The organism is Segeticoccus rhizosphaerae (assembly GCF_005222685.1).
GTDB classification, from domain to species: Bacteria; Actinomycetota; Actinomycetes; order Actinomycetales; family Dermatophilaceae; genus Segeticoccus; species Segeticoccus rhizosphaerae.
Window position 1 is genome coordinate 52,630 of record NZ_SWMA01000012.1, and the last position, 20,509, is coordinate 73,138.

A 20,509-nucleotide genomic window follows, 5' to 3' on the forward strand; every position below is an offset into this window, starting at 1 on the left:
GACGTCAGCGTGCGGATCGCGGCGAAGCGAGGACCCGAGCGCCGAGGAGCGCGTCGATGAGCGCAGCGAGAACGGTGGAGCGCCCCGTGCTGTCGGTCCGTGACGCCATTGCGGCAATCCCCGACCCGGAGGTGCCGGTCATCACGATCGAGGACCTCGGCATCCTGCGCAGCTGTGTGGCCGACGAGGCGGATCGGACGGTGCGTGTGGTGATCACGCCGACCTACTCCGGTTGCCCCGCGATGGAGGCCATCCGCGGCCGGATCGAGCACGAGGCCCGGCGGGCCGGCTACGCGGCGCAGGTCGAGATGCAGTTCTCGCCTGCGTGGACGACCGACTGGATGAGCCAGGCCGGCAAGGACAAGCTGCGCGAGTTCGGCATCGCGCCCCCGGGGCCCCGCGACGCGGGCGGACCGGTGACCCTGGGGCTCAGCGTCCGGCAGGTCACCTGTCCACTGTGCGGCTCACGTGACACCACCGAGGTCTCCCGCTTCGGATCCACCGCGTGCAAGGCGTTGCGCCGCTGCAACTCCTGTCGCGAACCCTTCGACGAGTTCAAGGCGCTCTAGATGACCGTCACCCTGATCAAGAAGCCGAAGCGCGGACGAGCGCGGTTCCACCCGCTGCGGGTGGCCCGCCTCCAGCGGCTCACCGACGGCGCCGTGGCGGTGTCCTTCGCCGTGCCCGACGACCTGAGGGACGAGTTCGCCTACGAGCCGGGCCAACACCTCACGCTGCGCGCCACGATCGACGGCGAGGACGTCCGCAGGTCCTACTCGATCTGCCTGCCCCGCTCGCGGGCCCTGGCCAGCGGAGAGCTGCGGGTGGCCAGCTCCAGCGTCGCGGGTGGACGGATGTCCAACTGGCTGAACGAGAGCGTCGCCGTCGGCGACGAGATCGAGGTGATGACCCCGCTCGGCGGGTTCACCTGCCCCACCCGCCCCGGCGCTGCGCGCCACCACGTGGCGATCGCGGCCGGCTCTGGCATCACCCCGGTCATGGCGCTGATCGCGAGCGCGCTGGAGGACGAACCGGATTCGCGCGTCACGCTCGTCTTCGGCAACCGGCGCACCGACTCGATCATGTTCCTCGAGGAGCTCGAGGACCTGAAGAACCAGTATCCCGGGCGGTTCCACCTGATCCACGTTCTCTCCCGCGAGGTCCAGGACGTCGAGCTGTTCTCCGGGCGGATCGACCGCGACCGGCTCGAGCGGCTCTTCGGCTCGCTGATCCCGGTCGACCAGGTCGACGAGTGGTACCTGTGCGGGCCGTTCGGCATGGTGGAGACGGCGCGCGAGCTGCTCGGCGAGCGCGGTGTCGACGAGAAGCATGTGCACCACGAGGTCTTCCACGTCGACGAGGTCGGCGCCCCGCCGCTGGCACAGGTGGAGGCCGTGCCCGGTGCTCCGCCCGAGGCCGTCGTGACGGTCAACCTCGACGGCCGGACCACCGTCATCGACATGCCCTCGAAGGCCGAGACCATCCTGGCGGCCACGTTGCGCGAGCGTCCGGACGCGCCGTTCAGCTGCACGGGCGGGGTCTGCGGCACCTGCCGCGCCCGACTCGTGGAGGGCGAGGTCACCATGGACCGCAACTACGCGCTGGAGCCCGAGGAGGTCGCGGCCGGGATCGTGTTGGCGTGCCAGTCGCACCCGGTCACCGACACGGTGCACCTCGACTACGACGCCTGAGCCGACGGCAGCCCCCGCCGCACGTCTTCCGCTCCGAGCCGCGCGGCGTCGGCGGTGCGGTCGTCCGGCATCGACTGTGACTCCCGTTCGGCCAGCACCCGGGCGCGGTAGTGCTGCACCTCCCGGTCGATCGTGGCGGCGTCCCAGCCCAGCACCGGAGCGACCAGCTCAGCCACCTCGGCCGCCGCGGCCTCCCCGCGGTCAGGCACCTCGATGGAGATCCGGGTCCGGCGGGTGAGGATGTCGTCCAGGTGCAGTGCTCCCTCGTGGCTGGCCGCGTAGACGGCCTCGACTGCCAGGTATTCCGGTGCGCTGGCAAGGGGTTCGGCCAAGCCCGGGTCGGACTTCATGAGCGCGAACAGCTCCTCGCAGAGCGTGCCGTAGCGACCGAGCAGGTGCTCGACCACCGAGACGCGCAACCCGGTCCGCTCGGCGATCAGCGCACGGGAGTTGTGCGCGGCGAAGTAGCCGTCCGCTCCCAGCAGCGGTGTGCGTTCGGTCACCGACGCGGGCACGTTGCGCTCCATGCCGTGCACGGCCGAGTCGACGGCGTCCTTGGCCATGACCCGGTATGTCGTGTACTTGCCACCCGCGATGACGGTCAGCCCGCGCACGGGGCTGGAAACGGCGTGCTCGCGGGAAAGGGTGCTGGTCGACTCCGACTCGCCCTTCAGGAGCGGCCGGAGCCCGGCGTAGACCCCCACGACGTCTTCGCGGGTCAGGGGATCCTGCAGCAGCGAGTTCGCATGGTCGAGAAGGTAATCCACGTCCGTCCGGCTCGCGGCGGGATGGGCCAGGTCGAGGGCCCAGTCGGTGTCGGTGGTCCCGATGATCCAGTGGCTGCCCCACGGGATGATGAACAGCAGGCTCTTCTCGGTGCGGGTGATGATGCCGGTGCCCGAGTTGATCCGGTTTCGCGGCACGACGAGGTGGACGCCCTTGGAGGCGCGCACCTGGAACTGCCCGCGGCCCCCGACCATCTGCTGGATCTCGTCGGTCCACACGCCCGCCGCGTTGATCACCTGGCTCGCGCGGATCTCGAGCTCTCGGCCGGTCTCGAGGTCGGTCGCGCGAACCCCGACCACCCGGTCGTCCTCACGGATGAACGCGCTGACCCGCGTGCTGCTGGCACACAGTGCGCCGAACTGTGCCGCGGTGCGGGCCAGCATCATGGTGTGCCGGGCGTCGTCGACCTGACCCTCGTAGAAGCGGACCGCGCCGCGGATCGCCGACCGCTTGCCGGAGGGGAAGGACTCCATGGTCTTGCGCCGACCGAGGTGCTTGAGGTGGGTGGGCACGCCCCGTCCGGCGCCCATCGCGTCATACACGCCGACACCGAGACCCACGTAGCCCCGGTCGATCGGCCGCTCCAGGGGGTAGATGAACGGCACCGGCCGGGCCAGGTGCGGGCTCAGCCGGTTCAGGACCAGCTTGCGTTCCTTGAGGGCCTCGAAGACGAGGTGGAAGTTGAACTGCTCGAGGTAGCGCAGGCCCCCGTGGAACAGCTTGCTCGATCGGCTCGAGGTCCCGGCGGCGTAGTCGCGGGCCTCCACCAGCCCGACCCGCAGCCCGCGGGTGACGGCGTCGAGCGCCGACCCGGCGCCCACCACGCCGCCGCCGATGACCAGCACGTCCAGCTCCTCGGTGGCCAACCGCTCCAGCGCGGACTCCCGGCCCGCCGGGCTCAGCGGCTGGGGCTTGTCGCTCATCTGCGTCCTTCCTCTCGGCGACGGGATGTCACCCGGCGGTCCTGCTCGAAACCGTACGCTGCCGGGCGAACCCGGCCCGGGATCAGTCGACCTCGACCCAGTCCAGGGTCCGTTTCACGGCCTTCTTCCACCCGGCATAGCCGTCCTCGCGCTGCCGTGGCGACCACGTCGGCTCCCACCGCCGGGATTCCTTCCAGTTGGCCCTGAGCTCGTCGAGATCCTGCCAGAAGCCGACGGCGAGTCCTGCAGCATAGGCCGCGCCGAGGGCGGTCGTCTCGGCGACCACTGGCCGGCTGACCGGGACGCCGAGGATGTCGGCCTGCAGCTGCATGCACAGGTCGTTGGCGGTGACACCGCCGTCGACCTTGAGCACCTCGAGGTGCACACCGGAGTCGGTCTCCATCGCCTCGGCCACATCGCGGCTCTGGTAGCAGATGGATTCCAGGGTGGCGCGGGCCAGGTGCGCGTTGGTGTTGAACCGGGACAATCCGACGATCGCGCCCCGTGCGTCGCTGCGCCAGTAGGGGGCGAAGAGGCCGGAGAACGCGGGGACGAAGTAGACGCCGCCGTTGTCGTCCACGCTGCGGGCGAGCGGCTCGATGGCCGCCGCGCCGGAGATGATGCCGAGCTGGTCGCGCAGCCACTGCACGGCCGATCCGGTCACGGCGATCGAGCCCTCCAGCGCGTAGACGGGGCGGTCGTCCCCGAGCTGGTAGGCCACCGTCGTGAGCAGCCCGTTGCCGCTGCGGACCGGCTCGGGCCCCGTGTTGAGCAGCAGGAAGTTGCCGGTGCCGTAGGTGTTCTTGGCTGTGCCAGGGTCGAAACACGCCTGGCCGAACACGGCGGCCTGCTGGTCGCCGAGAATGCCGGTCAGCGGGATGCCGGCGAAGCCCGCGGGGGCGGCCAGCACGCCATACCCCTGCGGGTCGGAGGAGGGGCGGATCTCGGGCAACATCGAGCGGGGGACGCCGAAGAAGCCGAGCAGCTCCTCGTCCCAGTCGAGTGTCTCCAGGTCCATCAACATGGTGCGGCTGGCGTTGGTGACGTCGGTGACGTGCACGCCGCCGTGCACGCCGCCGGTGAGGTTCCACATCAACCAGGTGTCGATCGTGCCGAACAGCGCGTCGCCCGCTTCGGCGGCCTCGCGGGCCCCCGGCACGTTCTCCAGGATCCACTGGAGCTTGCCGCCGGCGAAGTAGGTGGCCGGAGGCAGCCCCGCCTTCTGGCGTATGACGTCGCCGCGGCCGTCGTGCTCGAGGGCGCTCGCGATCCGGTCGGTGCGGGTGTCCTGCCACACGATCGCGTTGTGGAACGGCCGCCCCGTGCGCCGGTGCCACACCACGGTCGTCTCGCGCTGGTTGGTGATGCCGAGCGCGGCCAGGTCCGAGGCGGCCAGGCCGAGGCCGTTGAGTGTCTCCTGGATCACCGAGCTGGTGCGCTCCCAGATCTCCACCGGGCTGTGCTCCACCCAACCGGCCCGGGGCAGGATCTGCTCGTGCTCGAGCTGGTGCCTGCCCACCTCATTGCCGTCGTGGTCGAAGACCACGAAGCGCGTGCTGGTCGTGCCCTGGTCGACGGATCCGACGAAATCAGCCATGTGGCCCGCTCCTCGTAGCAAATGATCGTGCGGAAGGCGACAGCCCGGCTGTCGTTTCCCGCACGATCATTCCGCACGAGCGGCGGTGGGCGGGGCGGGCTGTGCCACGAGATGTCTCGCAACGATGTGGACACGGATCGCCTCACGGCGGCCTCCGGCTGGGATGATGGACACCCCGCCCGAGGAGGCAGCCGTGAGCCAGCCCGCCGACCACCCCGAGCCCGACGCGCCCACCATCGTCGTGGGCTTCGACCGTTGTGACCACGCCGAGATCGCCCTGGACTGGGCCGCGCTCGAGGCGACCCGCCGGGGCGCAACCCTCGAGATCCTCACCACCAGCCTGCCCACCGGAGCGACCACCTGGCCGGAGGGCGCCTTCGACGTGATGTCGGAGTCGGCTCTGGGAGCCGCGCAGGTCACCGCCGACGAGGGCCTGGCGCACGTCCGGGCGGTCGCGCCGGGCCTCACCGCAAGGGCGAGCGCGGTCGTGGGCAGCCCGGCAGGAGCCCTCGTCGAGGAGTCGGAGCACGCCAAGCTGGTCGTCGTCGGCACCCGCGGCCACGGCGACCTCGCGGGCACGCTGCTGGGCTCGGTCGCCTTCGCGGTGACCGCTCACGCCGCGTGCCCGGCGATCGTCGTGCGGGGCAACCCGGCGCCGGCGGGTCCGGACCGCCCGGTCGTCGTCGGCGTCGACGGTTCGGACCGGTGCGCGCAGGCCGTGCGGTATGCCGCCCGCGCGGCTGTGGCGAACGACGCCGAGCTGGTGCTGCTGTCGGCCTGGGAGCCCCAGTCGGCCCAGGCCATGGGCTACCGCACCGCGGACTACCCGACCGATCTCGCCGAGCGGCACGCCGCTGAGCTGGTCGAGTCGGCCCGGCTGGTGGCGCAGGAGGAACGGCCCGGTGTGCGGACGAGCTCACGGACTCCGGAGGGCCTGCCGGGGGAGGCGCTGACCGCGGCGTCGGAGACCGCCGGGCTGGTTGTGGTGGGGGCCCGGGGTCACGGCGGCTTCGCCGGCCTGAACCTCGGGTCGGTCTGCCACGCGCTGATCCACAAGTCCGGCGCTCCCGTGGTCGTGGTGCGTCGCTGAGGGCCTCGACGGCCGTGCCGGCGGAAGGACAGGATTTACCGGTCGGTGCGGGTGCGCAGCACGAGCTTGCGCAGCAGGTTGACGACCACGATGACGAGAAAGGCGATCAGCACCGCGAGCATGAAGCCGGACAGCGCGCCGGCGATGACGTCGCCGTGCTCGGTGCCGCTGGACAGCACCTTGCCGGTGTCACGTTCGTATGCCGCGTCGCTGCGGTGGGCCAGCAGGCCACCGATCAACGCGCCGAGCAGCGGCACCACGATGCCGAGGACCTGGTAGACGCGCAGCAGTCCCGGGCTCGTGCGGGCCCGCGACGGCTCGGTCACGCTGCTGCTCCGCTCATGCTCGATGGTCGCGCTCCTCGGCGCTCCGGGCCTCGCTCGTCCCTCGCTCGTTTCCTCACGCCGTCGTCGCCGCTCCTGCTCGCGCGTAGCTGACCCATGCGAAACCCTCGCGCTCCTCGCGGCCGACCTCACGCCATACGCGCGGGTCGAGCTCGGGAAACCAGGTGTCACCCTCGACCTCGCGGTCGAGCTCGGTGAGCAGGACCCGGTCGGCCAGCGGCAGGGCCAGGGCGTAGACCTCGCCGCCGCCGACCACGAAGACCTCCCCTTCGCCCGCCAGCCGGAGCGCCTCCTCGAGGGAGGCCGCCGTCTCCACACCGTCGGCCGACCAGTCGGGCCGGCGGGTGATCACGATCGACCGGCGGCCGGGGAGCGCCCCCATCGAGTCGAAGGTCTTGCGGCCCATGACCATCGGGTGACCCATGGTGGTGCGCTTGAAGTACTTCAGGTCCTCCGGCAGGTGCCAGGCCATCGTCCCGCCGGCCCCGATGACCCCGCCGCGAGCCACGGCGGCGATGAGCGTGATCGTCATACGGCGATCGGTGCCTTGATCCACGCCTGCGGCTGGTAGCCCTCGAGGGACACGTCCTCGGGGACGAACTCGTCGATGCTGCGCCGCTCGGGGTTGAGCCGCAGCCGGGGGAGCGGTCCGGGCTCGCGGGAGAGCTGCTCGTCGGCCTGTTCGAGGTGGTTGAGGTAGAGGTGCGCGTCGCCCATCGTGTGCACGAAGTCGCCGGGCTCGAGGTCGCAGACCTGGGCGACCATGTGGGTCAGCAGTGCGTAGGAGGCGATGTTGAACGGCACGCCGAGGAAGATGTCGGCGCTGCGCTGGTAGAGCTGGCAGGACAGTCTCGCCCGGTGGTCGCCGGTCGGCGGGGCGACGTAGAACTGGAACATCGTGTGGCACGGGGGCAGCGCCATCTCGTCGACCTCGGCGACGTTCCAGGCGCTGACGATGTGGCGCCGCGAGTCGGGGTTGGTCCTGATCGACTCGATGACCCGGCCGATCTGGTCGACCGTGCGACCGTCCGGCGTGGGCCAGGAGCGCCACTGGTGGCCGTAGACCGGCCCGAGCTCGCCCTGCGTGTCGGCCCACTCGTCCCAGATGTGCACGCCGCGCTCCTGCAGCCAGCCGACGTTGGTCGAGCCGGTGAGAAACCAGATCAGCTCGGTGACGACCGACTTCATCTGCAGCTTCTTCGTGGTGACGGCCGGGAAACCGTCGGACAGGTCGAAGCGCATCTGGTGGCCGAACACGCTGCGGGTGCCGGTGCCGGTGCGATCGGTCTTGGTGGCGCCGTGGTCGCGGACGAGGCGGAGGAGATCGAGGTACTGGCGCACGCCTGAAAGGTAGCAAACGTGGCCGACGGGCAAACCAGTGTGATGCAGGTCACATTAACGGGCCGTAACGTCGTCAACGATTCAACCGATGTAGACCCTGATCGCGTCGCTACCCGGACCCCCGAGCGGGTAGCGACGCGATTCTCATCTCCGGCTCCCGGGCTGGTCCGGTCGGCGGTGCCGCTCGATCTGCGGCGCCGCATCCCGGACGGGCGACGGCGGACCCTCCTCGGGGCGATACCGTGACCCCATGACCAGCACGACCCCCACAGCCACCTTCGGTCGTGTCCTGACCGCGATGGTCACGCCCATGCACGCCGACGGCTCCGTCGACCTCGACAGCTGCCAGCGGCTGGCCACACACCTGGCCGACCACGGCCACGACGGGCTCGTGGTCAACGGCACCACCGGCGAGTCGGCCACCACCACCGACGAGGAGAACGTCGACCTCGTGCGGGCCGTGGTCGAGGCGGTCGGCGACCGCGTCACCGTCGTGGCGGGCGTCGGCACCAACGACACGGCCCACTCCGTCGCGGCCGCGCAGGCCCTGGTCAAGGCCGGGGCGCAGGGCGCCCTGGTCGTCACCCCCTACTACAACAAACCCCCGCAGGCCGGTGTGCTCGCGCACATGACGACCGTCGCGGACGCGATCGACGTGCCGGTCATGGTCTATGACATCCCGGGCCGCACGGGCACCGCGATCGAGAGTGACACGCTGCTGCGGCTGGCCGAGCACGAGCGGATCGTCGCGGTCAAGGACGCCAAGGGCGACCTCTTCGGGGCCAGCCGCATCATGGCCCAGACCGACCTGCAGTGGTATTCCGGCGACGACCCGCTGAACCTCGCGCACCTCGCGCAAGGGGCCGTGGGCGTCGTCAGCGTCGTCGGCCACGTCGCCGGACCGCAGTATGCCGAGATGGTCACCGCCGTGGCCGAGGGCAACCTCGACCGGGCGCGCGAGATCCACCGGCAGCTGATCCCGGCGGTCGACGCACTCATGCACATCACCCAGGGCGCGATCATGGCCAAGGCCGCGATGCGGGAACTCGGCATCATCGAGTCCGCCTTCATCCGCCTGCCCCTGCTCGAAGCCACCACCGAACAGGTCGAGCGCCTTCGCGCCGGCCTGAGACAGTCAGGACTTATGTGAGTCATCCCCACCCCGAACTGAATGCACCACCCGTTCTCCAGCCGGGCGCCGTCCGCGTGATCGCGCTCGGTGGCCTCGGCGAGGTGGGCCGCAACATGACGGTCATCGAGCACGCGGGTCGCCTGCTCATCGTCGACTGTGGCGTCCTCTTCCCGGAGGACCACCACCCGGGCATCGACCTGATCCTGCCCGACTTCGAATACCTCAAGGACCGGCTCCAGGACATCGACGCGATCGTCCTGACCCACGGTCACGAGGACCACATCGGCGCGGTGCCCTACCTGCTGAGGCTCAAGTCCGACATACCGGTCATCGGCTCGCAGCTGACGCTGGCGCTGGTCGAGGCCAAGCTCAAGGAGCACCGGATCAAGCCCTACACGCTCACCGTCGCCGAGGGGCAGCGGGAGCGGCTGGGGGTCTTCGACGCCGAGTTCATCGCGGTGAACCACTCGATCCCCGATGCGCTCGCGGTCTTCCTGCGCACTCCCGGCGGCACCCTCCTGTGCACCGGCGACTTCAAGATGGACCAGCTTCCGCTGGACGGGCGGATCACCGACCTGCGGGCCTTCGCCCGGCTCGGCGAGGAGGGGGTCGACCTCTTCCTCACCGACTCGACCAACGCCGAGGTCCCGGGGTTCACGACCTCGGAACGCGAGATCGCTCCGGCGATCCAGAACGTCTTCCAGACCGCGCAGCGGCGGATCATCGTGGCGTCCTTCTCCTCGCACGTGCACCGGATCCAGCAGGTGCTCGACGCGGCGCAGGCCAACGGGCGCAAGGTCGCGATGGTGGGCCGGTCGATGGTGCGCAACATGGGCATCGCCGCGGAGCTCGGCTACCTCAAGGTGCCCGAGGGCGTGCTGGTCGACCTGAAGAAGCTCGGCCAGCTGCCGGACGACAAGGTCGTGCTGGTCTGCACCGGCTCGCAGGGAGAGCCGATGGCCGCGCTGTCGCGGATGGCCAACCGCGACCACAAGATCGAGGTGGGGGAGGGCGACACGGTGCTGCTCGCCTCCTCCCTCATCCCGGGCAACGAGAACGCCGTCTACCGGGTGATCAACGGTCTGATGCGGCTCGGCGCCACGGTGGTGCACAAGGGCAACGCCAAGGTCCACGTCTCCGGCCACGCCAGCGCCGGCGAGCTGCTCTACTGCTACAACATCGTCCGGCCCCGCAACGTCATGCCGATCCACGGCGAGTGGCGGATGCTCGTGGCCAACGCCGAGCTGGCGAAGAAGACGGGGGTGCCGCACTCGCGGGTCGTGCTCGCGGAGAACGGCATCGTCGTCGACCTGGTCGACGGGCGCGCGCAGATCACCGGCGCCGTGCCGGCGGGCTTCGTGTATGTCGACGGGTCGTCCGTGGGAGGCACGACCGAGACGCTGCTCAAGGACCGCCGCATCCTGCGCGACGAGGGCTTCATCACGATCATCGTGGTGCGCGACGCCGACACCGGCAAGATCGCGGCCGGTCCCGAGATCACGGCACGCGGCTTCGCGGAGGGGCAGGACGTGTTCGACCAGGTGCTGCCCAAGCTCGAGACCGCGCTGGCCGAGGCCGCGGACCGCGGGGTGACCGACTCCTACCAGCTGCAGCAGGTGATCCGCCGGGTCGCCGGCAGCTGGGTGGGCGGCAAGCTGCGGCGTCGGCCGATGATCATCCCGATCGTCATCGACGCCTGAATCGCGACTCACGCTGGCACGGGTGCGCGACACGCGGGACGACACGCCGGTATGGCGTCCGCCCACCGCAGTAGGGCCAGCGCGGCTTGCGAACAGTGCGGCAAGAGGCCACGGTTTGCCGGGCGTCGTCGCATCGGACGAGCTGCGGAAGCACCTCGTCCGCGATCGGCTCTAGCCTCGGGGCATGACGTCCCCGACCAGCCGCCGTGCTCCCGAGACCTTCGGCGAGGACGCCGTCGTGCTGCTCGACTTCAGCGGTGAGGTCTTCCACTGGCGCGGGCCCGCGCCATACCACTTCGTCGCCCTGCCCGAGGAGGACGCGGCCGCCGTGCAGGACGTCGCCCGTGAGGTGACCTATGGCTGGGGCGTGATCCCGGTGCGGGCCCTGCTCGGAGGCACCGAGTGGCCGACCTCGCTGTTCCCCAAGGACGGCGGCTTCCTGCTGCCCTTGCGCGTCTCGGTGCGCAAGGCCGAGGGCGTCGCACTCGGCGACCTCGTCGACGTCCGGCTCGCCGTGGTCCGTCCCTGACCCGGCCGGCAGCGCGACGTCCGTCGCCGTGCGTCGGTGACCGGTGGAGAAGGCCGGGGTCTCCAACGTGACGCTCGACCAGGTGCGGCAGGCGCGGTCGGTCACCGAGGTCGTCTGTGTCCAGAACCGGTATGCCGTGGGCTACCGCACCGACGACGCGCGCAAGGTCGTCGGCTACTGCGCCGCGGCGGCAGATCGTGACCCCGCCGGCCGATGATCATCCAGGTCAGCCGCAGGGGTCACGCCAGCAGGCTGAGGGCCAGCCCGGCCATCGCCACGAGCCAGCTGACGAAGCTGCCGACCAGGAAGTACTCGGTCACCTCGTTGATCCCCACCCCGCTGACCTCGGCCTGGAGCGCCCCTTCGCCGCGCGCTGTCCGGGCGGCCAGGCCGGAGCGGGCGGTGAGCTCGGGAAAGCGGATCACACCCTTGGCTGCGATCACCAGGCTCGCAGCTGTGAGCTGGCCGGAGAGACCCAGCCCGAGGATGAACAGCCGCTCCAGGGGGCCGAGCAGGCGACCGCCGCGCAGGCTGTCCGAGGGCTGCGCCTGCTCGCCCGGTTTCATCGCGCCGACCGAGACGAGGATCAGGCGCACCAGCTCGTTGCCGGTGCTCAACTGCACCAGCACCAGCCCGAGCAGCAACAGGAACCGGTCGGCCGACAGGTCCTGCAGGTGCGGGATGTCGGTCCAGCGGAGCCACCGCACGACCTCGCCGCCCGCAGGTGAGGCTGCTCCCGCCAGGGCGAACACTGCTGCCAGCCCGAGACCGAACACGAGCAATGGTGCGGCTTCTCCACGCTCGCGTCGGCGAGCGCGCTCGGCCAGGGCGCTCCAGACTGTCGTGAGGGCCGCCACCAGGACCAGCAGCAGGAGGTCGGCGACGGTGTGCAGGTCGGCCAGGATGCCGGCCAGGACGACGGCGACCAGACCGGTCAGCGGAGGGATCCACGCCTGGGCCGTGCGCACCGAGCGGGCGAGGTCGGCTACCCCGACGGCGAGCAGCAGCACGGCGACGATGCTCACTGGACCTCCCTCAGTCGATCGGACGCCGCAAGGACGACGTCGATGCCGTCGCGCCCCGAGCGCTGGGACACCGCTGACCGGCTGATGCCCTCTTCCGCGGCCAGCTCGGCCTTGGTGCGTCCGGCGACGAGCCCTCCCAAGATCCTCAGGGATCGCGGGTCCATGCATCCCATCAGATGGTCCCGACACAGCAGGGCCGCGTTGACTGCTTCGCTGTGCGCCCCGGTGGACTCGTGGGGCAGGTAGGTCGTGTGCAGGTGTCGCGTGGCCACCGACGACTGTGCCCGCTTGGTCGAGTCGATCGCATCACGCGCGCTCCACCAGCCGGGACCGTCCTGGGTGCCACGGTCCCGGTCAAGCACGGTGATCTCGCCCCAGCCGATGCCGAAGCGCATGTCGATCTCGGGGAGCAGGTCGAGACGCAGGGTGAAAGCGGCGTGCAGCGCCGCGCCGACAGTCGCGTAGACGGCCTGGAACTCGTCGCCGGACACGATCACGGGGTCGTCGTCGGCGGGCAGCGCCTCCTGCAGTCTGCGCAGTGCCAGGGCGAACTGCCGGTGAAGCTCCCGGCGATCGGTTGCCGTGCGCGAGGCCATGACATCACCCAGCAGCGTCGCTCGGTAAGCATTATGCTTCATTTGTGTCATATGAAGATTATAGATTTATCTCTGGCGAGAGTCGATCATGCCTGAAGCGCAATCCTTCACTCCCGTCGGGTGAAGCTTAATGCTTCACCCGTCGGGGAGCGATCGGCTGACCCTCACCCCGGGGAGGCGTTGTAGCGCCGCAGGTCCTCGGCGAATCCGGCCAGCTGCTCGGGCGCCCAGCTCGCCAGGCGCCCGCGGAACTCCGAGTGCCACCGGCGACGGACCGCGGCCATCCGCTCCTCGCCGGCCGGCGAGAGCGACAGGGTCTGCACCCGACCGTCGCTCGGGTCCGGTAGCCGTTCGACCAGTCCGAGCTGCTCCAGCTGGCTGACCTGCCGGCTCACGGCGCCCTTGTCGAGCTCGAGCAGCCGCACGAGCTCGCAGGCCCGGGTGGGTTGGTGCTTCGCGACGGTGACCAGCACGCCATACCCCGCCGCCTGCAGCTCCGGGTGCACCAGCCGAGCGTGCTCCCGGGAGTCGCGTCGAGCTCGACGCACGAGGGCGATGAGCTCACGCTCGATCTCCCGCTCGACGTCGGGGATGGCAGCCTTCGTGGCCCCGGTCATCGGTCGCCTCAGCTCGCGACCGGCTCAGCGAGCTGCTCGAGCTCGTCCTCGCGCTCGATGGTCTTGCGCAGCGGGACCTCGCGGATCAACAGGATGGCGATCAGGGCCAGCACCGCGAACGGCACGGCCAGCCGGAACAGGTAGCCGGTCGCGTCGGCGAACGCTCCCTCGAAGACCGGCCGGATCTTGTCCGGCAGGGTGGTCATGTCCGGGATCTCGCTGCCGGTCGAGCCCTCCGGCGGGGTGACCCCGATCCGCGCCAGACCCTCGGTGATCCCCGAGCTGACCCGGTGGCCGAGCGCGGTGCCGAGCGCGGACACGCCGATCGAGCCGCCCAGCGTGCGGAAGAACGCGACCAGCGAGCTCGCCGCGCCGATGTCGGCCTGGGCGGCGTTGTTCTGGACCGCGAGGACGAGGTTCTGGTTGACCGCGCCCATGCCCAGGCCCAGCACGGTCATCGACGCGCCGACCCGCAGCAGGCTGGTGTCAGGTCCGATCATGCCGAGCAACCCGATCCCCGCGACCATGACCACGCCGCCGCCCACGAGGTAGCGCTTCCAGATGCCGGTGGCGGCGATGAGCCGGCCGGTGGCGATGCTGGAGACCAGCACCCCGCCGACGAGGGCGAGGGTCATCAGCCCCGCGCGGGTGGGCGTCATGCCCCGAGAGATCTGGAAGTACTGCACGAGGAAGACCGTCGACCCGAACATCGCCACACCGACCATGACGGAGGCGAACACCGCAAGGCTCGTGGTGCGGTCGCGGAACAGCCGCAGCGGGATGATCGGCTCGGCGACCTTGGTCTCGGCGTAGACGAACGCCGCCAGGAGGAGCAGGCCGAGCGTGAGCAGCACCGCAGTGGTGGCCGAGACCCAGGCGAACTGGGTGCCGGCGAGTGAGACCCAGATCAGGAGGGCGGAGACCCCGGCGGTGATCAGGGTGGCGCCGAGGTAGTCGATGGAGGCCTCGCGCTTGATCGTCGGCAGGTGCAGCGTCTTCTGCAGGACCACGAAGGCCACGACGGCGATCGGGATGCCCACGTAGAAGCACCAGCGCCAGGCCTGCCCCTCCATGTAGCCGGGCAGGAAGCTCCCGAGCCACTTCGCGTCCACCAGGAGGCCGCCGATCAGCGGGCCGCTGACGGTGGCCATCGCGAAGACGGCACCGAGGTAGCCGAAGTACTTGCCCCGGTCGCGTGGCGTCACCATGCTCGCGATGACGATCTGCACCAGCGCGGTGAGGCCGCCCATGCCGACGCCCTGCAGCAGCCGAGCGCCGATCAGCGCGCCCATGTCGGGGGCGATCCCGGCGATGACCGAACCGGCCATGAAGATGACCAGGGTCAGCTGGGTCAGCAGCTTCTTGCTGAACAGGTCGGCGAGCTTGCCCCAGATCGGCGTGGTCGCGGTCATCGCGAGCAGCGAGGCAACCACCACCCAGGTGTAGCCCGCCTCGCTGCCGTGCAGGTCGGCCACGATCCGGGGGAGCGCGGTCGACACCACGGTCGAGGACAACATGGCGACGAACATGGCCAGCAGTAGGCCGGAGAGGGCGTAGAGGACCTCCCGGTGGCTCATCGGCACGGAGGCGCCGGGCGGCCGGGTGGGTGGGGCTTGGGTGGTGGTACTCATGCAGCGGTTCCTCGAGGAGTGGTCAAGCACGTTGGTTGCCGTCGGCAACAATATACAAGTTGCTTGCTGCATGCAAATAAAAAGCCGTTTCCCTCGTTGCTGGCGATCGGCGTCACATATGACGCCGATCGCCAGCAACAGTGGGTGGTCTAGGGGGTCACCAGGGGCGAGGCAGGGTGAGGTCGCGTGGGTCCGCGACCGGCGTCCACCCCTCGGCGGTCAGCTCGTAGTCGAACTCCGGGCCGTCCGCGGCGATCGAGGCGACCGCTGCCACCAGCCGCTGCACGTGTTCCCGCGTCGTCGCCAGGCCGAGACTGGCGCGCACAGCGGTCGGCGGAGCGTCAGGGCCGGCGTCCCCGAGCAGCTCGTCGACGAGCGGGTGTGCGCAGAACCGGCCGTCCCGCACGCCGATGCCGTGCTCCGCCGACAGGGCCGCCGAGACCAGGGCGCTGTCCACGCCGTCGATGGTGAACGCCACGACGCCGACGCGGGGGTGATCGTCGCCGAAGACGGAGTAGGTCCGTACCCCGGCGATGCCGCCCAGCCCGGCCTGCAGCGCGGCGGCCAGCTCGGCCTCATGCGCCTCGACCACGTCCCGCTCGCGGCGCAGCGTGGCGCATGCGGCCGCCAGCGCGACCGCGCCGAGCACGTTGGGAGTGCCGCCCTCGTGCCGTGCGGGCCCCTCGTGCCAGACCACCCCGCCCGGGGTGACGGCCGCGGTGGCGCCGCCACCACGCAGGTAGGGGGCGGCCGAGTCCAGCCAGTCGGCGCGCCCCACCAGGGCGCCCGAGCCGTAGGGCGCGTAGAGCTTGTGGCCGGACAGTGCCAGGTAGTCGACGTCGAGGGCTGTGAGGTCGACCCGGCGGTGGGGCGCCAGCTGCGCGGCGTCGAGGGCCACGCGCGCGTCATACCTGCGGGCGACCGTGACCAGCTCCTCGACGGGCCACAGCTCGCCGGTGACGTTGGAGGCGCCGGTGACGACGACGAGTCGCGGCCTGCCGTCGTCGGACTCGGCCAGCGCCCCGTCGAGCAGGGCGACGGCGTCCGCGGCGCTCGCGGGCACCGGCAGCCGCACGGTCCGCGAGGAGGGCCAGGGCAGCAACGCGGCGTGGTGCTCCGACTCGAAGACGAAGGTCGTCGTGCGCGAGGGCAGGCACCGCGCCAGCAGGTTGAGGGCGTCCGTGGTGTTGCGGGTGAACACCACCTCGTCGCCGGGCCGCGCGCCCACGAACTCGGCCACCTCCTCGCGCGCCGCCTCGAACCACCCGGTCGTGATCCGCGAGGTGTAGCCGGTGCCGCGGTGCACCGAGGAGTAGGTGCGCAGGGCGGTGTCCACGGCGTGCTTGACCGACTCGAGCGCGGGTGTCGACGCGGCGTGGTCGAAGTTGGCGTAGTCGACGACCGTGCGGTGCAGCGTGGGCACGCCGAGGTTCTCTGCGACGGTGCGGGGTGGGGCCAGGACCGCCGGTGCCTGGGGACGGGCGCTCTCACGACCCTGCGGAGTCGAGGGTGAGGACCGCTCCGCGGGCGCAGGTCCGGTGGGTGGGATCGGCACGGAGCGCAGCCGATGGGGTGGCTCAGGCGCCGGTCGGCTGCCCGCTCCGGGCATAGCGGGCACCGGAGGCACCGCCCAGCCGTAGGTGGGCGGCGTATCGGCGGTGCGGCGGGTCAGGCTCGCGATCGACATACGGGCTGCTCCTGTCGGTCCAGTGTTTGGGTCGGACCTGCGACGGGCGCCGGTCCGCGCTTGCCGCCTGCTGGTGCAGGACGGCCGGGTCGTCACCCGGAGCACCCCACCGCGGAGGAGGGTTGCCGACCAGCGAGCCGGGGCTTGACGCTGGCACTCATGACCTGTGCAGGAAACTACCGCTTCGGGGGCCGCGGTGCCCACCACCTGAGCGGTCATCTCAGATGTCGAGACGTTCAGGCACGGGAAGGGCCCATCCGACGCTTGCCGGGTCCGACCGGTGACCTGTGGTGCGCGTGTGACACGTGATCCGAGGGTGACTATCGCGTAGCCTGCGACAGTGGCGACACGTCAGTCCTCCTCCACGGCCCGCTCGAAGTCCTCGAGTCGCCGCACCTCGTCGCGCCCGGCCGCCGGGCGCCCGAGCACGCGCAAGACCCCGGCCCGGGCCTCGGCCAAGGGCCGGTCGAGAGCCAGGGGTGGCGGCCTGCCGCTGCCGTTGCGTGCCGTCCGAGGCACCTGGATGGGCATGGCGCACGTCGCGGGCGGCGCGGTCCGCCGGGTCGGCACGAGCGCGCGCGACCTCGAGCCGGAGCACCGTCGCGACGGGATCGGCTTCGCCCTCATCGGGCTGGCGGTCGTGGTCGCGGCCCGCGAGTGGTGGGGTCTGACAGGAGTCGTCGGCGACATCATCCACGCGATCGTCGCGGGCACCTTCGGACGCGTCGCGTTTGCCCTGCCGATCGCCCTGCTGCTGCTCGGCCTTCGCCTGCTGCGCGCGCCCGGCGACGCCACGTCCAACAACCGCGTGACCATCGGCACGACCGCCCTGGCCTTCGCCACCTGCGGGCTGGTGCACATCGCCCAGGGCCTGCCCAGTCCGCCCGACGGGGCTGCCGCCATGCGCGACGCGGGCGGCATCATCGGCTGGCTGGCCTCGAGCCCCGTGGCCGCCGCCGTGCACACGTGGGGCGCCGTCGTGCTGCTCTGCCTGCTCGGTCTTTTCGGCATCCTCGTCATCACCGCCACCCCCGTGCACCAGATCCCGGCTCGGCTGCGTGAGGCCCGCGACCGGCTCTTCCACCACCCGGGGACCCAGGCATCCGACGAGACGGCACACCCCGAGGGCGAGGAGCAGCCCGCGCCCAAGCGTCGCTCGCGCCGCCGGGCCGACCCCGACCTGGTGGGCGGCCCCGAGGGATTCGTCGGCGACGAGGCGTTCGAGCAGGCCGCGGTGGTCGACGCCGACGGCAACGCCGTGGGCGACTCGCGGGGCAAGGGCCCCCGCCCCGGGGAGAAGCGACCCACCGCGCCCGGCGTGCTGGCGCCGAGTGCTGCCGATCCCCCGCCCTCGACCGATGCCACCGACCCTCCCGGCCCGGGCCAGGTCCACGACAAGGGCGGCCTCGAGGCGCCCCCGACGACCCCGCTGCCGCAGCGGGTGGAGCAGCTGGCGCTGGCCGGGGACGTCACCTACACGCTGCCCGACAACACCTTGCTGACCGCCGGCCCGCCGCACAAGAAGCGGTCGGCCGTCAACGACCACGTGGTGGAGGCACTCACCGGGGTCCTCGACCAGTTCGACATCGACGCCCAGGTGACCGGCTTCATGCGCGGCCCGACCGTGACTCGCTACGAGGTCGAGCTCGGTCGCGGCACCAAGGTCGAGCGGGTCACGGCGCTGTCCAGGAACATCGCGTATGCCGTGGCGTCGGCCGACGTGCGCATCCTCAGCCCGATCCCGGGCAAGTCCGCGATCGGCGTCGAGATCCCCAACACCGACCGCGAGACGGTCAGTCTCGGTGACGTGCTGCGCAGCCAGGTCGCCCGGGCCAACGAGCACCCCATGGTCATGGGGGTCGGCAAGGACGTCGAGGGCGGCTACGTCATCGCCAACCTGGCGAAGATGCCGCACCTGCTGGTGGCCGGAGCCACCGGCGCGGGCAAGTCGAGCTTCGTCAACTCGATGATCACCTCGATCCTGATGCGGGCCACGCCCGACGAGGTCCGGATGGTCCTGGTCGACCCCAAGCGCGTGGAACTGACCGGCTACGAGGGCATCCCGCACCTGATCACGCCGATCATCACCAACCCCAAGAAGGCCGCCGAGGCCCTGCAGTGGGTCGTCCGGGAGATGGACACGCGGTATGACGACCTGTCCGCCTTCGGCTACAAGCACATCGACGACTTCAACAAGGCGGTCCGCACCGGCAAGCTGAAGACCCCGCCCGGTTCCGAGCGGGTGCTGCAGGCCTACCCCTACCTGCTGGTCATCGTCGACGAGCTGGCCGACCTGATGATGGTCGCGCCGCGTGACGTCGAGGAGTCGATCGTCCGGATCACCCAGCTGGCGCGCGCGGCCGGCATCCACCTCGTGCTGGCGACGCAGCGGCCCTCGGTCGACGTGGTCACCGGCCTGATCAAGGCCAACGTGCCGTCGCGGATGGCGTTCGCCACCTCGTCGCTGGCCGACTCCCGGGTCGTGCTGGACCAACCGGGAGCCGAGAAGCTCATCGGCCAGGGCGACGCCCTCTTCCTGCCGATGGGTGCCTCCAAGCCGATGCGGGTCCAGGGTGCATGGGTCACCGAGTCCGAGATCCAGCGAGTCGTCGGGCACGTCACCGGCCAGCTCAAGCCGAACTACCGCGACGACGTCACGGTCGTGGCGCCCAAGAAGCAGATCGACGAGGACATCGGCGACGACCTCGACCTGCTGCTGCAGGCCACGGAGCTGGTGGTCACCACGCAGTTCGGCTCCACCTCGATGCTGCAGCGCAAGCTGCGGGTCGGGTTCGCCAAGGCCGGCCGGCTGATGGACCTGCTCGAGTCACGTGGCGTCGTCGGACCGTCGGAGGGGTCCAAGGCGCGTGACGTCCTGGTCAAGCCGGACGACCTGGCGACCACGCTGGCGCTGATGCGGGGCGAGGACGTGCCCGACGACGACCCGGTCTACGACGACCGGGCAGACGCTGCGGCTGCCCCCGCCCCGGCGCCCCCCGCCCCGGTGCGCCCCGAAGCGGGGGCCGCGCCGCCGGAGGGCCTGGAAGAGGTCGAGGCGGAGAGCGACGAGGACGCGTGGTCGCTGACCGAGAGGCGCTGACACCGGGCAGGGGGCTCTTTCCCTAAGGTGTCCCGCATGACGCGAGTGCGGGATGCCTGGGAGACCGTCAAGGACCATCCCTCAGCGGTGCTGCTCGCCGTCCAGCTGGGCAGCGTGATCATCTACCCGTTCACGGACGCCACCTCTGCCGGCCGGACCGTCGTCTCGGTGATCGGCGTCCTCGTGCTCGGGCTGGCCGTGCTGGCCGTGCGTCGCACACCGGCGATGAACATCGTCAGCGTCGTGATCGGCATACCGGCGGTGGCGCTCACGGTGTTCGAAGCCGTCGATCCCGGCGTGTCCGCGGTGGAGCTCATGTCGGGGTTCACGCACGCGATCTTCTACTTCTACACGGCGTGGGCGCTGCTGCGGTACATGTTCGCGGACAACTGGGTCACCCGGGACGAGCTGTTCGCGACCGGTGCCTGCTTCACCGTCGTGGCCTGGGGGTTCGCCTACCTCTACAGCGCGATCCAGGTCATCTGGCCCAACGCGTTCCTCGGGGCGGCCCCCGACCCCAACACGCCGCTGTCCTGGATGGAGCTGCTCTTCCTGTCCTTCACCACGATGACCAACACCGGGCTGTCCGACATCGTGCCCGGCACGGCGCACGCCCGTTCCTTCATCATGCTCGAGCAGCTGGCCGGGCTGAACTACGTGGCTCTGGTGGTGGCGCGGCTGCTCGGGCTCACCCTGGCTCGCTTCCGCCGCTGAGGGACG

The 20,509-nt window shown here is 70.8% G+C and carries 20 protein-coding genes and 1 riboswitch; of the genes, 9 read left to right on the top strand and 11 right to left on the bottom strand.

Annotated elements, in window-relative coordinates:
• The first annotated feature begins 56 nt into the window (after positions 1 to 56).
• Together paaD and paaE are read left to right on the top strand one after the other, a co-directional pair.
• Positions 57 to 569 (top strand): 1,2-phenylacetyl-CoA epoxidase subunit PaaD, encoded by a 513-nt coding sequence (gene paaD / locus FCN22_RS10410; RefSeq protein WP_137121484.1) that lies wholly within the window; start codon positions 57 to 59, stop codon positions 567 to 569.
• The gene (gene paaE, locus FCN22_RS10415) at positions 570 to 1,691 is read left to right on the top strand and encodes a 1,2-phenylacetyl-CoA epoxidase subunit PaaE (RefSeq protein WP_137121485.1); all 1,122 of its coding nucleotides are present in this window, start codon (positions 570 to 572) and stop codon (positions 1,689 to 1,691) included. It abuts the gene before it with no gap.
• Here paaE and FCN22_RS10420 read toward each other — a convergent pair.
• Together FCN22_RS10420 and glpK are read right to left on the bottom strand one after the other, a co-directional pair.
• The gene (locus tag FCN22_RS10420; protein ID WP_137121486.1) at positions 1,679 to 3,400 is read right to left on the bottom strand and encodes a glycerol-3-phosphate dehydrogenase/oxidase; all 1,722 of its coding nucleotides are present in this window, start codon (positions 3,398 to 3,400) and stop codon (positions 1,679 to 1,681) included. The two genes, paaE and FCN22_RS10420, sit on opposite strands and share 13 nt — an antisense overlap.
• Before the next feature lie 82 nt (positions 3,401 to 3,482).
• Positions 3,483 to 4,997 carry a glycerol kinase GlpK gene (gene glpK, locus FCN22_RS10425; RefSeq protein WP_137121487.1) on the bottom strand — a complete coding sequence of 505 codons (1,515 nt, stop codon included), beginning with the start codon at positions 4,995 to 4,997 and terminating at the stop codon, positions 3,483 to 3,485.
• Between the two features lie 193 nt (positions 4,998 to 5,190).
• Between glpK and FCN22_RS10430 the strand changes: the two genes are divergently transcribed.
• Positions 5,191 to 6,087, top strand: coding sequence for a universal stress protein (locus FCN22_RS10430; RefSeq protein ID WP_162308184.1), 897 nt, complete (start codon positions 5,191 to 5,193; stop codon positions 6,085 to 6,087).
• Between the two features lie 35 nt (positions 6,088 to 6,122).
• Here the strand turns inward: FCN22_RS10430 and FCN22_RS10435 are convergent, their stop codons facing one another.
• The 3 genes from FCN22_RS10435 to FCN22_RS10445 form a co-directional block, all read right to left on the bottom strand.
• The gene (locus tag FCN22_RS10435; protein WP_137121489.1) at positions 6,123 to 6,413 is read right to left on the bottom strand and encodes a hypothetical protein; all 291 of its coding nucleotides are present in this window, start codon (positions 6,411 to 6,413) and stop codon (positions 6,123 to 6,125) included.
• Between the two features lie 73 nt (positions 6,414 to 6,486).
• The gene (locus FCN22_RS10440; RefSeq protein ID WP_137121490.1) at positions 6,487 to 6,963 is read right to left on the bottom strand and encodes a dihydrofolate reductase; all 477 of its coding nucleotides are present in this window, start codon (positions 6,961 to 6,963) and stop codon (positions 6,487 to 6,489) included.
• Positions 6,960 to 7,772 (bottom strand): thymidylate synthase, encoded by an 813-nt coding sequence (locus FCN22_RS10445; RefSeq protein WP_137121491.1) that lies wholly within the window; start codon positions 7,770 to 7,772, stop codon positions 6,960 to 6,962. The genes FCN22_RS10440 and FCN22_RS10445 overlap by 4 nt, the downstream gene beginning before the upstream one ends.
• A 250-nt stretch (positions 7,773 to 8,022) precedes the next feature.
• Between FCN22_RS10445 and dapA the strand changes: the two genes are divergently transcribed.
• From dapA to FCN22_RS21600, 4 genes are all read left to right on the top strand, one after another.
• The gene (gene dapA, locus FCN22_RS10450) at positions 8,023 to 8,922 is read left to right on the top strand and encodes a 4-hydroxy-tetrahydrodipicolinate synthase (RefSeq protein WP_137121492.1); all 900 of its coding nucleotides are present in this window, start codon (positions 8,023 to 8,025) and stop codon (positions 8,920 to 8,922) included.
• Positions 8,919 to 10,604, top strand: a complete 1,686-nt coding sequence (locus FCN22_RS10455; RefSeq protein ID WP_137121493.1) for a ribonuclease J — start codon at positions 8,919 to 8,921, stop codon at positions 10,602 to 10,604. The genes dapA and FCN22_RS10455 overlap by 4 nt, the downstream gene beginning before the upstream one ends.
• Positions 10,605 to 10,788: 184 nt before the next feature.
• Positions 10,789 to 11,133: a DUF1905 domain-containing protein gene (locus tag FCN22_RS10460; RefSeq protein ID WP_238384663.1), complete on the top strand. Its 345-nt coding sequence runs from the start codon at positions 10,789 to 10,791 to the stop codon at positions 11,131 to 11,133.
• 67 nt (positions 11,134 to 11,200) lie between these two features.
• Positions 11,201 to 11,350, top strand: coding sequence for a hypothetical protein (locus FCN22_RS21600; RefSeq protein WP_162308185.1), 150 nt, complete (start codon positions 11,201 to 11,203; stop codon positions 11,348 to 11,350).
• Between the two features lie 22 nt (positions 11,351 to 11,372).
• On the opposite strand, the gene FCN22_RS10465 is transcribed toward FCN22_RS21600, so the two are convergent.
• The 6 genes from FCN22_RS10465 to FCN22_RS21885 all read right to left on the bottom strand — a co-directional run bounded on the left by FCN22_RS10465 (position 11,373) and on the right by FCN22_RS21885 (position 17,220).
• A complete protein-coding gene (locus FCN22_RS10465) occupies positions 11,373 to 12,158 on the bottom strand; it encodes a hypothetical protein (RefSeq protein WP_137121494.1) in 786 nt (261 codons plus the stop codon).
• On the bottom strand, positions 12,155 to 12,805 hold the full coding sequence (locus tag FCN22_RS10470; RefSeq protein ID WP_137121495.1) for a SatD family protein: 651 nt from the start codon (positions 12,803 to 12,805) through the stop codon (positions 12,155 to 12,157). The genes FCN22_RS10465 and FCN22_RS10470 overlap by 4 nt, the downstream gene beginning before the upstream one ends.
• A 113-nt stretch (positions 12,806 to 12,918) precedes the next feature.
• Positions 12,919 to 13,371: a MarR family winged helix-turn-helix transcriptional regulator gene (locus FCN22_RS10475; protein WP_137121496.1), complete on the bottom strand. Its 453-nt coding sequence runs from the start codon at positions 13,369 to 13,371 to the stop codon at positions 12,919 to 12,921.
• Positions 13,372 to 13,379: 8 nt separating this feature from the next.
• Positions 13,380 to 15,002, bottom strand: a complete 1,623-nt coding sequence (locus FCN22_RS10480) for an MFS transporter (protein ID WP_202911518.1) — start codon at positions 15,000 to 15,002, stop codon at positions 13,380 to 13,382.
• Between the two features lie 157 nt (positions 15,003 to 15,159).
• Entirely contained in the window at positions 15,160 to 16,689 is a 1,530-nt protein-coding gene (locus FCN22_RS10485; RefSeq protein WP_238384664.1) for an aminotransferase class V-fold PLP-dependent enzyme, read from the bottom strand.
• A 51-nt stretch (positions 16,690 to 16,740) separates the two neighbouring features.
• Positions 16,741 to 16,854, bottom strand: a riboswitch (SAM riboswitch).
• 186 nt (positions 16,855 to 17,040) lie between these two features.
• A complete protein-coding gene (locus tag FCN22_RS21885) occupies positions 17,041 to 17,220 on the bottom strand; it encodes a hypothetical protein (RefSeq protein ID WP_152186980.1) in 180 nt (59 codons plus the stop codon).
• Here FCN22_RS21885 and FCN22_RS10490 point away from each other — a divergent pair.
• Positions 17,213 to 19,789 (top strand): DNA translocase FtsK, encoded by a 2,577-nt coding sequence (locus FCN22_RS10490; protein ID WP_202911523.1) that lies wholly within the window; start codon positions 17,213 to 17,215, stop codon positions 19,787 to 19,789. The two genes, FCN22_RS21885 and FCN22_RS10490, sit on opposite strands and share 8 nt — an antisense overlap.
• A gap of 36 nt (positions 19,790 to 19,825) precedes the next feature.
• Positions 19,826 to 20,503 (top strand): ion channel, encoded by a 678-nt coding sequence (locus tag FCN22_RS10495; RefSeq protein WP_137121498.1) that lies wholly within the window; start codon positions 19,826 to 19,828, stop codon positions 20,501 to 20,503.
• Positions 20,504 to 20,509 lie beyond the last annotated feature (6 nt).